The organism is Streptomyces sp. TLI_105, assembly GCF_900105415.1.
Lineage (GTDB): Bacteria > Actinomycetota > Actinomycetes > Streptomycetales > Streptomycetaceae > Streptomyces.
In genome coordinates this window covers 5,603,159-5,616,850 of the sequence record NZ_FNSM01000001.1, presented here as the reverse complement: position 1 = coordinate 5,616,850, position 13,692 = coordinate 5,603,159, and the positions used below count along the sequence as shown (strand labels likewise).

At 74.3% G+C, this 13,692-nt stretch carries 11 protein-coding genes; 4 read left to right on the top strand and 7 right to left on the bottom strand.

Features of this window, described 5'->3' with window-relative positions:
• Positions 1-6 precede the first annotated feature (6 nt).
• The 3 genes from BLW86_RS25660 to BLW86_RS25650 all read right to left on the bottom strand — a co-directional run bounded on the left by BLW86_RS25660 (position 7) and on the right by BLW86_RS25650 (position 3,749).
• Positions 7-1,266, bottom strand: a complete 1,260-nt coding sequence (locus tag BLW86_RS25660) for an NAD(P)/FAD-dependent oxidoreductase (RefSeq protein WP_093876227.1) — start codon at positions 1,264-1,266, stop codon at positions 7-9.
• Positions 1,267-1,392: 126 nt separating this feature from the next.
• Positions 1,393-2,709: a deoxyguanosinetriphosphate triphosphohydrolase gene (locus BLW86_RS25655; RefSeq protein WP_093876226.1), complete on the bottom strand. Its 1,317-nt coding sequence runs from the start codon at positions 2,707-2,709 to the stop codon at positions 1,393-1,395.
• A gap of 35 nt (positions 2,710-2,744) precedes the next feature.
• Positions 2,745-3,749 (bottom strand): sirohydrochlorin chelatase, encoded by a 1,005-nt coding sequence (locus BLW86_RS25650; RefSeq protein ID WP_256341423.1) that lies wholly within the window; start codon positions 3,747-3,749, stop codon positions 2,745-2,747.
• Between the two features lie 210 nt (positions 3,750-3,959).
• On the opposite strand from BLW86_RS25650, the gene BLW86_RS25645 reads away from it, so the two are divergent.
• On the top strand, positions 3,960-4,793 hold the full coding sequence (locus BLW86_RS25645) for a class II glutamine amidotransferase (protein WP_093876225.1): 834 nt from the start codon (positions 3,960-3,962) through the stop codon (positions 4,791-4,793).
• Positions 4,794-4,811: 18 nt separating this feature from the next.
• Here BLW86_RS25645 and BLW86_RS25640 read toward each other — a convergent pair whose 3' ends face one another.
• A complete protein-coding gene (locus tag BLW86_RS25640) occupies positions 4,812-5,513 on the bottom strand; it encodes a hypothetical protein (protein WP_093876224.1) in 702 nt (233 codons plus the stop codon).
• Between the two features lie 75 nt (positions 5,514-5,588).
• Here BLW86_RS25640 and BLW86_RS25635 point away from each other — a divergent pair, with 75 nt between their 5' ends.
• The 3 genes from BLW86_RS25635 to BLW86_RS25625 all read left to right on the top strand — a co-directional run bounded on the left by BLW86_RS25635 (position 5,589) and on the right by BLW86_RS25625 (position 9,214).
• Positions 5,589-6,311 (top strand): aquaporin, encoded by a 723-nt coding sequence (locus BLW86_RS25635; RefSeq protein ID WP_093876223.1) that lies wholly within the window; start codon positions 5,589-5,591, stop codon positions 6,309-6,311.
• A gap of 38 nt (positions 6,312-6,349) precedes the next feature.
• Positions 6,350-7,039, top strand: a complete 690-nt coding sequence (locus BLW86_RS25630; RefSeq protein WP_093876222.1) for a SanA/YdcF family protein — start codon at positions 6,350-6,352, stop codon at positions 7,037-7,039.
• A gap of 72 nt (positions 7,040-7,111) precedes the next feature.
• Positions 7,112-9,214, top strand: coding sequence for a molybdopterin oxidoreductase family protein (locus BLW86_RS25625; protein WP_093876221.1), 2,103 nt, complete (start codon positions 7,112-7,114; stop codon positions 9,212-9,214).
• Here the strand turns inward: BLW86_RS25625 and cutA are convergent.
• The 3 genes from cutA to BLW86_RS25610 are packed head-to-tail and all read right to left on the bottom strand — an operon-like array spanning position 9,201 to position 13,521.
• A complete protein-coding gene (cutA, locus tag BLW86_RS44080; RefSeq protein WP_093876220.1) occupies positions 9,201-9,920 on the bottom strand; it encodes a divalent cation tolerance protein CutA in 720 nt (239 codons plus the stop codon). The two genes, BLW86_RS25625 and cutA, sit on opposite strands and share 14 nt — an antisense overlap.
• Positions 9,917-11,791: an ABC transporter ATP-binding protein gene (locus BLW86_RS25615; RefSeq protein WP_093876219.1), complete on the bottom strand. Its 1,875-nt coding sequence runs from the start codon at positions 11,789-11,791 to the stop codon at positions 9,917-9,919. The genes cutA and BLW86_RS25615 overlap by 4 nt, the downstream gene beginning before the upstream one ends.
• Positions 11,788-13,521 (bottom strand): ABC transporter ATP-binding protein, encoded by a 1,734-nt coding sequence (locus BLW86_RS25610; RefSeq protein WP_093876218.1) that lies wholly within the window; start codon positions 13,519-13,521, stop codon positions 11,788-11,790. Before BLW86_RS25610 ends, BLW86_RS25615 begins: the two co-directional genes overlap by 4 nt.
• Positions 13,522-13,692: the final 171 nt, after the last annotated feature.

Below are 13,692 nucleotides of genomic sequence, written 5' to 3'. Positions count from 1 at the left end.
CACCGATCAGATCAGGCTCTCCAGGGGTACGGAGGCGTCCGCGAGGGCCTCCGGGTCCACGGCCGTACGGGCGCGGATGAGGGCCTGGATCGGGTCTGTGACGTCCCACACATTCACGTTCATCCCGGCGAGGACCCGGCCCTCCTTGAGCCAGAAGGCGATGAACTCGCGCTTGCCGGTGTCGCCGCGGACCACGACCTGGTCGTACGTGCCGGGCGGCGCCCAGCCCGAGTACTCCATGCCCAGGTCGTACTGGTCGGAGAAGAAGTAGGGCACCCGGTCGTAGGAGACGCGCTGTCCGAGCATGGCGCGGGCGGCGGCCGGGCCGCCGTTGAGGGCGTTGGCCCAGTGCTCGACGCGGAGCCGGGTGTGCAGCAGCGGGTGGTGGGCGGCGGCCACGTCGCCGGCGGCGTAGATGTCGGGGTCGGAGGTGCGCAGGGACTCGTCGACGGCGATGCCGCCGCCGTCGGCCCGGTCGACGAGGGCGAGCCCCGAGTTCTCGGCGAGGGCGGTGCGGGGGGCGGCGCCGATCGCGGCGAGGACGGCGTGCGCCGGGTGCTCCTCGCCGTCGTCGGTGCGGACGGCGAGGACCATGCCGTCCTGGCCGACGATCTCGGTGAGCCGGACGCCGAAGTGGAAGCGGACGCCGTGGTCGGTGTGCAGGTCGGCGAAGAGCTGGCCGAGCTCGGGGCCGAGGACCCGGTACAGCGGGGTGGGGTCGGCCTCGACGACGGTGACCTCGGCGCCGTAGCCGCGGGCGGCGGCGGCGACCTCCAGGCCGATCCAGCCGCCGCCGGCGATCACCAGGTGGCCGTTGTCCCGGCCGAGGCCGGCGAGGACCTGGCGGAGCCGGTCGGCGTGGGCGAGCCGGCGCAGGTGGTGGACGCCGGCGAGCTCGGTGCCGGGGACGTCGAGGCGGCGGGGCTCGGCGCCGGTGGCGAGGAGCAGCTTGTCGTAGCCGATGACGGTGCCGTCGCCGAGGCGGACGGTGCGGGCCTCGCGGTCGACGGCGGTGACGGACTGGCCGAGGTGGAGTTCGACGTCGTTCGCCGCGTACCAGGCGGCCTCGTGGACGAAGACGCTGTCGCGCTCCTTGGCGCCGACGAGGTAGCCCTTGGAGAGCGGTGGGCGCTCGTAGGGGTGGTCGCGTTCGTCGCCGATGAGGATCACCCGGCCGTTGAATCCCTCGGCGCGCAGGGTCTCCGCCGCTTTGGCCCCTGCCAGGCCTCCGCCGACGATGACAAAGGTCTGATCTGCGTCGACCACGTCGTTTCCTCCTCGTTGCGACCGGTTCCAACCTACGCCCCCGGGCGTTCGTCCCGTCGTACCTCCCCGGGCCGTGCCTGCGAGGGTCCCGTACCGAGGGGAGTGACGGAAGAGGGCCTGTGCCGCCTAGCGGGGGCCGCGGAGGCGGGCGTGGAGGGCCCGGGCGGAGGCGTCGGTGAGGTTGGCGATCTGGTCGACGAGGACGCGCTTGCGGGCCCGGTCGTCGCGGGCCGTGTCGAACGCGGCCCGGAACTGCGGTTCGAGGCCGTCGGGGGCGCGGGCGACGAGGGCCTCGGCGAGTTCGGCGACGACGATGCGCTGGTCGGCGCGGAGCGCCTCCTGTTGGGGTCGCTGCATCACGTACCGGTCGGCGACGGCCTTGAGGACCGCGCACTCGTTGCGGGTGGCGCGGGGGACGACGAGCTCGGCCCCGTACCGCGTGAGACGCCCGGAGCCGTAGGCCTGCCGGGTGGCGCCCTCGGCGGCGAGGCAGAAGCGGCCGATGAGCTGGCTGGTGGCGTCCTTGAGCCGGGCCTGGGCGACGGCCGAGCCGTCGTAGCCGTGCGGCCACCACTCCTGGTCGACGAGCCGGTCGAGGGCCTCGGCGAGCTCCTGCGGGTCGGTGTCCTCGGGTACGTAGCGGCCGATGGCGACCTGCCAGATGTCGGCGCGCTCGGGCTCGGCGAGGAGCATGTTGGGGTCGATGTGCCCGGCGTGCAGTCCGTCCTCGAAGTCGTGGACCGAATAGGCCACGTCGTCGGACCAGTCCATGACCTGGGCCTCGAAGCACTTGCGGTGGGCGGGGGCGCCCTGCCGGACCCACTCGAAGACGGGCCGGTCGTCCTCGTACACGCCGAACTTCGGCGAGCCGGGGTCCTCGGGGTGGGCGCCGCGCGCCCACGGGTACTTGGTGGCGGCGTCGAGGGCGGCGCGGGTGAGGTTCAGCCCCACGCTGACGAGCTCCCCGTCGGCGTCCTTCACGAAGCGCTTCGGCTCGATGCGGGTGAGGAGCCGGAGCGACTGGGCGTTCCCCTCGAAGCCGCCGCAGTCCTTGGCGACGTCGTTGAGCGCCTGCTCGCCGTTGTGCCCGAAGGGCGGGTGGCCCATGTCGTGGGAGAGGCAGGCGGCCTCGACGAGATCGGGGTCGCAGCCGAGGGCGGCGCCCAGCTCCCGGCCGACCTGGGCGCACTCCAGGGAGTGCGTGAGGCGGGTGCGGGGGCTGGCGTCCCAGGCGTGACTCCGGGTGCCGGGGGTGACGACCTGCGTCTTGCCGGCGAGCCTGCGGAGCGCGGCGGAGTGCAGCACGCGGGCGCGGTCGCGCTGGAAGGCGGTGCGCCCGGGGCGCTTGTCGGGCTCTGCGGCCCAGCGTTCGGTCGCGGTCTCGTCGTATCCGGGGGTGTCGGTGATGTCTGCGCTGTCCTTGGTGTCCTCGATGCCTGCCATGCGTCGAAGGTAACCGGAGGGGCCGACAGAAGAGCTCAGACGGCGGCGAGTTCCCGTACGGGAAGGGTGGTGCGGGCGCGGTCGTAGCGGTGCAGGACCAGGCGGGCGAGGGCCGGGTGGGCGCCCAGCGGGTCCGACGCGATCCAGGGGGCGTCGGCGGCGGCGCGGGTCACGAAGAGGCCGGGGGCGGTGAAGCAGGAGGCGACGGCGACCCGGTGCCGGCCCCGGGCGGTGAGCGCGCGGACGGCGGCGGGGACGGTGGGCGTGGCGGCGGAGGCGTACGCGGGGACGACGGGGACGCCGCCGAGGCGCTCGCCGAGGAGGACGGCGATCCGGCGGATCACGGCGCCGGAGCGGGGGTCGCGGGAGCCGGCGGAGGCGAGGACGACGCCGGTGGCGGCCGTGTCGTCGGGCGTCCAGCCGGCCTCGGCGAGGCGGTCGGCGAGGGCCTCGACGAGGAGGGGGTGGGCGCCGAGGGGGTCGGCCACGCGGGCGCGGAAGGCGGAGGCACCGAAGGGGTCGGCTGCGCGGGGGTCGGCTGCGCGGGCGTGGAGGGCGGGGGCGCCGGCCGTGGCGGTCGCGGCGGCCACGGCGGCGGGCAGGTCGTGGGTGACGTGGTGGCCGGGGGCGAAGAGGAGGGGGACCAGGACGACGTCCCGGCCTTCGGCGGCGAGCTCGGCGAGGGTGTCGTCGAGCAGCGGGGCGTTCAGCTCGATGTGGGCGAGGCGCACGTCGAGCCCCGGGCGCAGCTCGCGGACCCGGTCGAGGAGACGGGCCAGGGTGGCCCGGGCACGGGGGTCACGACTGCCGTGGCCCACGGCGACGAGGGTGGGGGCGGGCGCGGCCGGGGCGGGGGTGGCGAACAGGGCGCGGCCCTGTCCGGCGAGGGCGGGAACGTTCATCGGTGGGCATGCCTCCTCGTCGGGTTTCCGCTGCCGGCGGTCGTACGGACGCACGTGGGCCAGCTGGGCCCCGAGCTGTCCGGCGATCCTTCCGAGCAGCCCCGCGGTACTGGCGAACGCGCTGTCCGGCTCCGTCATGTGCCGATCCTGACGGGGGTGCGTTGCCTCGCCGTTTCCGGCGCGTGACGTGTGTTTGCCGCCCCGCTCACGCGCTCCCGGCCCTGCCTGCCGGGCCCGCGTCCTGTCGGCGCTGGTGTGGCACCCCGTGGGGAGGGCGCCGAGAATGGGAGGGCCGGACGGGGTGCGCGAGGCCGCCCGCCGATCCGGCAGGGACCCAGGTGATCGCGCATGTGCCGATGGCTCGCGTACCGGGGAACGCCGGTGCTGCTCGACTCCCTCCTCTACAGACCGGACCACTCCCTGATCGACCAGAGCCTGCACTCCAAGCTCGGCGTGGAGACCACCAACGGCGACGGGTTCGGCGTCGGCTGGTACTCGGCGTACAGCGACACCCCGGCATTGCTGAGGGACGTCGGCCCCGCCTGGAACAACCGCAATCTGCGGGAGTTGGCGGACCACGTCCGGTCCCCGCTGTTCTTCGCCCACATCCGGGCGTCGACCGGGGCGGCCGTGCAGCAGTCGAACTGTCACCCGTTCCGGCACGGCCGCTGGATGTTCATGCACAACGGCGCCATCGCCGGGTTCTCCCGCGTGCGCCGTGACCTCGCCCTGCTCGTCGACCCCGCGCTCTACTCCGACATCGAGGGCACGACGGACTCCGAGGTGATGTTCTACCTGGCCCTCACCTTCGGCCTCGACCGGGACCCGCCCGCCGCCGTCGCCGCGATGGCGGCCGTCGTGGAACGGGTCGGCCGTGAGCACGGGATGGAGTTCCCCCTCCAGATGACGCTCGCCCTCACCGACGGCGAGCGCCTCTGGGCCTTCCGCTACTCCAGCGCGCACGCCTCCCGCTCGCTGTTCTACAGCAAGCGGGTGGAGGCCCTGCGCAGGCTCCACCCCGACGTCTCCTTCTTCCGGGACGTGTCCGAGGAGACCCGCCTCATCGTCTCCGAGCCCCTCGGCGACCTGCCCGGCGCCTGGAAGGAGGTGCCGGAGAACAGCTACGGCGTCGTCCAGCCCGGCGACGACGAACTGCACCGCTTCGTCCCTGCGGCGGCGTGACGACGGGGAGGGGACCGGCTAGCCGGCCAGCCAGACGCGGAGGGGGGCGAGCTCCTCGAAGCCCGTGGCGAGGGCGGGCGTCAGGTCGTCGCCCGATTCGTAGCCGACGGCCGGGCGGTCGGCGGGGCTCAGGCCCAGGGTGCCGGCCCACACGTGCGCCGGGTCCGTGCCGTCCACGGCGAAGAGGTTCGACACCCCCGTCACGCGGGTGCTCGTGGTGAGGACCGCTCCCCCGAGGATCCGGCCGTCCGGGCCGTGGCCCGCGATCACGGTCGTCGCCGGGTCGGCGAGGAGTTCCGGACGGAACAGCGCCGCCTCGTCCGCGTCGCCGTCGCTCCAGGCGAGGGCCCAGGCCGCGAGTTCCTCCGGGGTGCGGACGGGCCGCCAGTCTCCGGTGGCGGCCGGGGCCGGGAGCCCGGCGGGGCGGTGGATCCAGCTCGCCTCGAAGAGGAGGCGGAAGCCCTCGGACGTCAGGTCGAGGCGGGCGTGGCTGTCCTTGACGGAGGCGCCCGGGGCGGTGCGGTCGATGCCGGTCAGGACGTCCTCGACGGTCGCGTCCTTCGTCAGCGTCACCGCGTCCGGATAGTAGAGCGGGGTGCGGACGGCGCTGGTCCAGGCGCGGGGGCCGAAGGTGCCGGTGAGTCCGTGGGCGCGGCACATGGCCTGGCACCAGTCGGCGTTGTCGCGGACCGCGTCCCCGAGGACGTCGTCGATGATCATGGACGGATCGTACGGGGGCCTCGCCCCTCTCCTCCCCTCTTTTTTCCTTCCGAATCACGGAATATCTTTTCCGTTATGAGAATGTCCCCGCCCGCACTCCCCCGGCGCGCCGCAGCCGAGTTCATCGGCACCGCCGCCCTCGTCGCCGTCGTCGTCGGCTCCGGCATCCGCGCCGACTCCCTGAGCCAGGACATCGGCGTCCGGCTGCTCGCCAACGCCGCCGCGTCCGCCCTCGGCCTCGGCCTGCTGATCGCCCTCATCGGCCCGCTCTCCGGAGCCCACTTCAACCCCGTCGTGACGCTCTCCGAGTGGTGGTCCCAGCGCCACCGGAGCAAGGGGCGCGAGGTCCTCGCCTACATCGCCGCCCAGCTCGCCGGGGCCGTCACCGGCGCCCTGCTCGCCGAGGCGATGTTCGGACGGACGCCCGGCTCCTGGGCCACCGAGCCGCGCACCGCGCTCCACCTCCTCCTCGGCGAGGCCGTCGCCACCGCCGGGCTCGTCCTCGTCGTCCGGGGCCTGCGCCACATCGGCCGCCCCGCCCTCGCGCCCGTCGCGGTCGCCGGCTACATCGGCGCGGCGATCTGGTTCACCTCCTCCGGCTCCTTCGCCAATCCGGCGGCCACGCTGGGCCGGGCGTTCTCCGACTCCTTCACCGGAATCGCCCCCGCCTCCGTGCCCGCCTTCGCCGGCGCGCAGCTGCTCGGCATGCTCCTCGGGATGGGCCTCGCCGGTGTGCTCTACGGAACAGACCGGGCGTCCGGCGAACCGAACGCCGCCGAAGCGCGTCGGACCGGGTGACAGAACGACACCGCTCCCCGCCCCACGGAGGTTTCCGCATGCCGGCACGGCTCACCCGGTTGATCCCCCGCACCACCCGGGCCCGCCGCCGCACCGTCCAGGCCGTGATGCTGGGCGCCGTCCTCGCGCTCGCCCCCGCCACCTGGATGCAGACGGTCGCCGAGCCCCGCCTCCGTACCGTCGCCGACGTGCCCGCCCGGGACGTCGCCGTCGTCTTCGGCGCCGGCCTGTGGAAGGGCCGGCCCACCCCGTACCTCGCGCACCGCCTCGACACCGCCGCCGAGCTGTACCGCGCGGGCAAGGTCCGGGTCCTGCTCGTCACCGGCGACAACAGCCGGACCGCGTACGACGAGCCGAGCGCCATGCGCGCCTACCTCATCGCGCGCGGGGTACCGGACGGGCGGATCGTCAGCGACTACGCGGGCTTCGACACCTGGGACTCCTGCGTCCGCGCCCGGAAGGTCTTCGGCGTCGACCGGGCCGTCCTCGTCACCCAGGACTTCCACATCAAGCGGGCCGTCGCGCTGTGCGGCCGGGCGGGCGTCGACGTGTACGGGGTCGGGGTCGCCGAACCCCACGACCGCACCTGGTACTACGGCACCACCCGCGAGCTCTTCGCGGCGGGCAAGGCCGCCCTCGACGCCGGCCTGCGCCCCGACCCCCTCTTCCTGGGCCCGCGGGAGAAGGGCGTCACGGAGGCGCTGGCCTCACCGGCCGGGGGGCGCTGACCGGAGCGCATGGCACCGCTCCCGTAATACGCCGCGCCGCCCCGCGTAACACGCCGGACGCATGCTGGCCGCATGTCCGACGCCGCCACCGTCCCCACCCACTGCCCCTACTGCGCCCTGCAGTGCGGCATGTCGCTGCGCCCCACCGGCGCGCCGGAGCTGCCCGCCGAGGTGGTCGAGCGGACCGACTTCCCCGTCAACCGGGGCGCCCTGTGCGGCAAGGGCCGCACCGCCCCCTCCGTACTCTCCTCCCGGGTCCGGCTCACCGAGCCCCTGGTCCGGCGCCCTGACACGGGGGCCCTGGAGCCCGCGTCCTGGGAGGAGGCACTCTCCGTCGTCGCCGACGGTCTTCGCCGGACCCGCGCCGACCACGGTCCCGATGCCGTGGGGGTCTTCGGCGGCGGCGGCCTCACCAACGAGAAGGCGTACACGCTGGGCAAGTTCGCCCGGCTCGTCCTCGCCACCTCGCAGATCGACTACAACGGCCGCTTCTGCATGTCCTCGGCCGCCGCCGCGCACCAGCGGGCCTTCGGCCTCGATCGGGGACTCCCCTTCCCCCTGGAGGACATCCCGAGGACCGGCTGTGTGATCCTCGTCGGCTCCAACCTCGCCGAGACCATGCCGCCCGCCCTGCGCTACCTCACCGAGCTGAAGGAGAACGGCGGGAAGCTGATCGTCGTCGACCCCCGCCGCACCCGCACCGCCGAGCAGGCCGATCTGCACCTCGCGCCGCGCCCCGGCACCGACCTCGCGCTCGCCCTCGGCATGCTGCACCTGGTGGTGGCCGAGGGGCGGGTGGACGAGGAGTTCGTCGCCACCCGCACCGACGGCTGGGAGGGCGCCCGCGCCGGGGCCATGTCCCACTGGCCCGAGCAGGTCGAGCGGATCACCGGCGTGTCCGTGCCCCAGCTGCGGGAGGCCGTCGCGATGTTCTGCGACGCCGAGAACGGCATGGTGCTGACCGCGCGCGGCCCCGAGCAGCAGTCCAAGGGCACCGACACCGTCGGCGCCTGGATCAACCTCTGCCTCGCCACCGGCCGGGCCGGCCGCCCGCTGAGCGGCTACGGCTGCCTCACCGGCCAGGGCAACGGCCAGGGCGGCCGCGAGCACGGCCAGAAGGCCGACCAGCTGCCCGGCTACCGCAAGCTCGACGACCCGGCCGCCCGCGCGCACGTCGCCGGGGTGTGGGGCGTCGCGCCGGAGTCGCTGCCGGGCCCCGGGCGCAGCGCGTACGAGCTGCTCGACGCGCTGGGCCGGGACGTCAAGGCCCTGCTGCTCATGGGCTCCAACCCGGTGGTGTCGGCGCCGCACGCCGCGCACGTCGAGGAGCGGCTGCGCTCGCTCGACTTCCTCGCCGTCGCGGACGTGGTGCTCTCCGAGACCGCCGAACTCGCCGACGTCGTCCTGCCCGTGACCCAGTGGGCGGAGGAGACCGGCACCATGACCAACCTGGAGGGCAGGGTGCTGCTGCGCCGCCGCGCCCTCACCCCGCCCGGGGGCGTCCGCAGCGACCTGGAGGTGCTGCACGGACTGGCCGGGCTGCTCGGCTGGGAGAAGGGCTTCCCGACCGACCCGGAGGAGGTCTTCGAGGAGCTGCGCCGTGCCTCGGCCGGCGGGCCCGCCGACTACGCGGGCATCAGCTACCGGCGGATCGAGGAGGAGCGGGGCGTGTTCTGGCCGTGCCCGGACGAGGGCCACGCGGGCACCCCGCGCCTCTTCCTGGAGCGGTTCGCGACGGCGGACGGGCGGGCCCGGTTCGTGCCGGTGGTGCACCGGGCGGCGGCCGAGGAGACGGACGCCGACTACCCGGTCGTGCTGACCACCGGCCGCGTCGTGTCCCAGTACCAGTCGGGGGCGCAGACCCGGCGGGTCGACGAGCTGAACGCGGCGGCGCCCGGCCCCTTCGTGGAGCTCCACCCCCGGCTCGCCGAGCGGCTCGGGGTCGCCGAGGGAGAGGCGCTGGCGGTGGTCTCGCGGCGCGGGCGGGCCGTCGCCCCTGCGCGGATCACGGCGACGATCCGGCCGGACACCGTCTTCATGCCGTTCCACTGGTACGGGGAGGGGCGGGCCAACACGCTGGTGAACCCGGCGCTCGACCCGGTCTCGCGGATGCCCGAGTTCAAGGTGTGCGCGGTGCGCCTGGAGCGCGCCGGGGACGCGGCTACGGCCGGCTGAACCAGTCGCCGCTCTCGATGACCGGGCCGAGGGGCGCGTCCGGGGCCGCCAGGAACACCCAGGCGGACACCCGTGCCCCGTCCCGTACCCGTACGACGTCCCTCGCCACCCGCTCGTATCCGACGGGCAGCTCCAGGCGGTCGAGCAGGCCGAACAGTTCGCCGTACGCGCCGGGCGCGGGCGTGAGCAGCGTGCCGACCACCTGGCCCTTGTCCGCCGGGACCACGTACGGATAGCCGGGTCCGTCGTGCAGGACCGCCCCGTGCAGCACGGCGTCCGCCTCGGTGCCGATGCGGCCGGCGAGGAAGCGGTCGTGGTTGTACGCGCCCGGACGCAGCGTCCCGTAGACGAAGAACGGCCGCTCGTCGGGCGCCGGGGCCTCGATCTCCGCGGCCGCCGCGGTCTCCTCCTCGACCCAGCGGGCGTAGCGCTCGCTGACCCGGGTCACCCGGGTGGCGAGGATCTCGGGCGTCTCGTAGTCGTGGGCGGCGAGGAGGTGCGCCTCCAGGGCCTGGTAGCGGGCCTCGGTGGTCTTGAACACCACCTCCCACTCCTCGGAGGTCTCGATCGCGCCCCGCCAGTGGAAGACGGAGGTGACGGGCCCCGAGATCTGCGCGCAGGCGGCGAGCCGGGCCTCGACGGCGCCGCGCGCCAGGGCGTCGGCCTTGGCGCGCGCGTCGGTGGTGGTGCGGACGGTGACGATCACGTCTCCACCGTACGGGCGAACTGGGCGGCGTGCAGCCGGGCGTAGGCCCCTCCGGCGGCGAGGAGTTCCTCGTGGGTGCCCTGCTCGGCGATCGAGCCGCCCTCCATCACCAGGATCGTGTCGGCGTCCCGGACCGTGGAGAGCCGGTGGGCGACGACGAAGCTGGTGCGGCCCGCGCGCAGGGAGGTCATGGCCTGCTGGACGAGGAGCTCGGTGCGGGTGTCGACGGAGCTGGTGGCCTCGTCGAGGACGAGGATCACCGGGTCGGAGAGGAAGGCGCGGGCGAGGGTGATCAGCTGCTTCTCGCCGGCGCTGAGGCCGCCGCCGTCCTCGTCGAGGACGGTGTCGTACCCGGCGGGCAGGGTGCGGACGAACCGGTCGGCGCGGGCGGCCTTCGCGGCGGCGACGATCCGCTCGCGGGAGACCTCTCCGGGCGCTCCGTAGGCGATGTTGTCGGCGATGGTGCCGCCGAAGAGCCAGGTGTCCTGGAGGACCATGCCGGTGGCGGAGCGCAGCTCCTCCCGGGTCATGGCGGCGGTGTCGACGCCGTCGAGGGTGATCCGGCCGGCCGTCACCTCGTGGAAGCGCATGAGCAGGTTGACCAGGGTCGTCTTGCCGGCGCCGGTGGGGCCGACGATGGCGACCGTCCGGCCCGGCTCCACCGTGAGCGACAGGTCCTCGATGAGCGGCTTGTCCTCTTCGTAGCGGAAGGCGACCTTCTCGAAGGAGACCCGGCCGCGGAGCTCGGCGGGCTTGTGGGGCGTGGTGGGCTCCGGGGACTCCTCCTCGGCGTCGAGGAGGTCGAAGACCCGCTCGGCGGAGGCCACTCCGGACTGGAGGAGGTTGGCCATGGCGGCGACCTGGGTGATGGGGCCGTTGAAGTCGTACGAGTACTGGACGAAGGCCTGGACGTCGCCGACGGTCAGCGTCCCGCTCGCCACCCGCAGGCCGCCGACGACGGCGACGACGACGTAGGTGAGGTTGCCGACGAGGGTCAGGGCGGGCTGGATGAAGCCGGAGACGAACTGGGCGCGGAAGCTCGCCCGGTAGAGCTCCTCGCCGAGCTCGTCGAAGCGGCGGACGGCCTCGGCGCGGCGGCCGAAGGCGACGACCTCGGTGTGGCCGGTGATCATCTCCTCGACGTGGCTGCCGAGCCGGCCGGTGACGGCCCACTGCTTCACGAACTGGGGCTGGGCGCGCTTGCCGACGAAGGCCGCGACGGCGACCGAGACGGGCACGGTGGCGAGGGCGACGAGGGCGAGCACCGGGGAGATCCAGAACATCATCAGGAGGACGCCGACCAGGGTGAGCAGGGCGCGCGTCATCTGGCTGAAGGCCTGCTGGAGGGTCTGGGTGATGTTGTCGATGTCGTTGGTGGTGCGGGAGAGGACCTCGCCGCGCGGCTGTCCGTCGAGGTAGGCGAGGGGCAGCCTGGCCAGTTTGTGCTGGGCCTGCTCGCGGAGCCGGTGGCCGGCCCGCTGGACGACGGTGGTGGCGATCCGCAGCTGGACCCAGGTGAGGGCGGAGGAGCCGGTGACGACGGCGACGGAGAGGGCGAGGATCCGGCCGACGGCCGCGAAGTCGACGCCGGCGGCACCCGCGGCCCCGGTGATCACGAGGTCGGTGGCGCGGCCGAGGAGGAGGGGGCCGAGGACGGAGAGGGAGACGGCGGCGGCGCCGGCGGCGAGGACGGCGAGCAGCCGGGCCCGGTCGGGGGCGAGGGTGCGCAGCAGGCGGAGGCCGGAGGAGCGGAAGGAGAGGGAGCGTTCGAGGGTGGGGGTGGCGAGGCCGGGGCCGCGCTGGGGCGGGGGGCCGGTGCGGGCGGGGGCCTTCGTGGGGCTCGGGGCGCGGGTCGCGGTCGCCGTGCTCATGCGGCTTCCTCCTCGGTGAGCTGGGAGAGGACGATCTCCCGGTAGGTGGGGTTGTCCCGCATGAGGGACGTGTGGGTGCCGGTGCCGACGGTCCGGCCCCGGTCGAGGACGACGATCCGGTCGGCGTGCCGGATGGTGGAGACCCGCTGGGCGACGATGACGACGGTCGCGTCGGCGGTCTCCTCGCGCAGGGCGGTGCGGAGCCGGGCGTCGGTGCGGGGGTCGAGGGCGGAGAAGGAGTCGTCGAAGAGGTAGAGGCGGGGGCGGGCGACGAGCACGCGGGCGATGGCGAGGCGCTGGCGCTGGCCGCCGGAGAAGTTGGCGCCGCCCTGGGAGACGGGGGCGTCGAGGCCCTGCTCCAGATCGCGTACGAAGTCGGCGGCCTGGGCGATCTCCAGGGCGTGCCAGAGTTCCTCGTCGGTGGCGTCGGGCTTGCCGTACCGGAGGTTGGTGGCCACCGTCCCGGAGAACAGGTACGGCTTCTGGGGGACGAGTCCGACGGTCCTGGCCATCAGGGCGGGGTCGAGTTCGCGCACGTCGACGCCGTCGACGAGGACCTCGCCGCCGGTGGCGTCGAAGAGCCGGGGCACCAGCCCCAGCAGCGTCGACTTGCCGCTGCCCGTGGAGCCGATGATCGCGGTGGTCTCACCGGGCCGGGCGACCAGCGCCACGTCCTTCAGGACCGACTCCTCCGCCCCCGGGTAGCGGAAGCCGACGCCGTCGAGGTCGAGGCGACCGGGGCCGGTCGGGATCCGGACGGGGTGGGCGGGCGGGGTGACGGAGGGGCGGGTGTCGAGGACCTCGCGGACGCGCTCGGCGCCGGCTTCGGCGCGGGGCATGTGCATGAGGAGGAAGAGGACCATCATCACGGACATGGAGGTCTGGAGGAGGTAGCCGAGGAAGGCGACCAGGCCGCCCGGCTGGAGGGCTCCGGCGTCGATGCGGTGGGCGCCGACGTACACCAGGGCGACGGTCGTCAGCTGCCAGACGATCAGGACCGTGGGGAACATGAGGGCCTGGAGCCGGCCGGCCCGGAGGCCGACGGTGAGGAGTTCGTCGTTGGCGGCGGCGAAGCGCTCCCGCTCGTGCCGGTCGCGGACGAAGGCACGGACGACCCGGACGCCGGTGATCTGCTCGCGCAGGACGCGGCCCGCGCGGTCGACGCGCTCCTGCATGCCGCGGAAGAGGGGCCGCATGCGCAGGACGACGGCGCCGACGGCGCCGGTCAACACGAGCACGAAGAGGAGCAGGACGAGCGCGAGCGGCACGTCCTGGCGCAGGGCCATGACGAGTCCGCCGGCGCAGAGGAGGGGCGCGGCGACCAGCATGGTGAGGACGAGGACGGTGAACGTCTGGATCTGCTGGACGTCGTTGGTGGTCCGGGTGATGAGGGAGGCGGCGCCGAAGCGGCCGCGCTCCCGGGCGGAGAAGTCCTGGACGCGGCGGAAGACCTCGGAGCGCAGGTCGCGGGCGACGCCCATGGCGACCTTGGCGCCGGTGTAGGTGGCGGCGGCGGCCGCGGCGGCCTGGAGGAGGGTGACGGCGATCATGGCGGCGCCGCCGCCGATGACGCGGCCGGTGTCGCCGCGCAGGACGCCCTCGTCGATGACGCCGGCGTTGAGGGTGGGCAGGGCGAGGGAGGCGAGGGTCTGGACGAGCTGGAGGGCGACGAGGAGGACGAGGAGGGGCCCGTACGGCCGGAGGCGGGGAGCGAGCAGTCGGAACAGCATGCCGAGGATCGTGGTCCCTCAAGTTTGGTTGAGGTCAAGCGCCGCAGGTCCCGCACGCGCCGAGCGCCGCAGGTCCCGCGCACCGCCGAGTACCGCAGGTCCCGCGCACCGCCGAGTACCGCAGGTCCCGCACGCGCCGAGCGCCGCAGGTCCCGCACGTCGCCGAGTACC

Bases quoted from the DNA above. Each gene is read 5' to 3' on its own strand.
- BLW86_RS25655 (WP_093876226.1), bottom strand. From the start codon at position 2,709: ATGGCAGGCATCGAGGACACCAAGGACAGCGCAGACATCACCGACACC.
- BLW86_RS25650 (WP_256341423.1), bottom strand. From the start codon at position 3,749: ATGACGGAGCCGGACAGCGCGTTCGCCAGTACCGCGGGGCTGCTCGGA.
- BLW86_RS25645 (WP_093876225.1), top strand. From the start codon at position 3,960: ATGTGCCGATGGCTCGCGTACCGGGGAACGCCGGTGCTGCTCGACTCC.
- BLW86_RS25640 (WP_093876224.1), bottom strand. From the start codon at position 5,513: ATGATCATCGACGACGTCCTCGGGGACGCGGTCCGCGACAACGCCGAC.
- BLW86_RS25635 (WP_093876223.1), top strand. From the start codon at position 5,589: ATGAGAATGTCCCCGCCCGCACTCCCCCGGCGCGCCGCAGCCGAGTTC.
- BLW86_RS25630 (WP_093876222.1), top strand. From the start codon at position 6,350: ATGCCGGCACGGCTCACCCGGTTGATCCCCCGCACCACCCGGGCCCGC.
- BLW86_RS25625 (WP_093876221.1), top strand. From the start codon at position 7,112: ATGTCCGACGCCGCCACCGTCCCCACCCACTGCCCCTACTGCGCCCTG.
- BLW86_RS25615 (WP_093876219.1), bottom strand. From the start codon at position 11,791: ATGAGCACGGCGACCGCGACCCGCGCCCCGAGCCCCACGAAGGCCCCC.
- BLW86_RS25610 (WP_093876218.1), bottom strand. From the start codon at position 13,521: ATGCTGTTCCGACTGCTCGCTCCCCGCCTCCGGCCGTACGGGCCCCTC.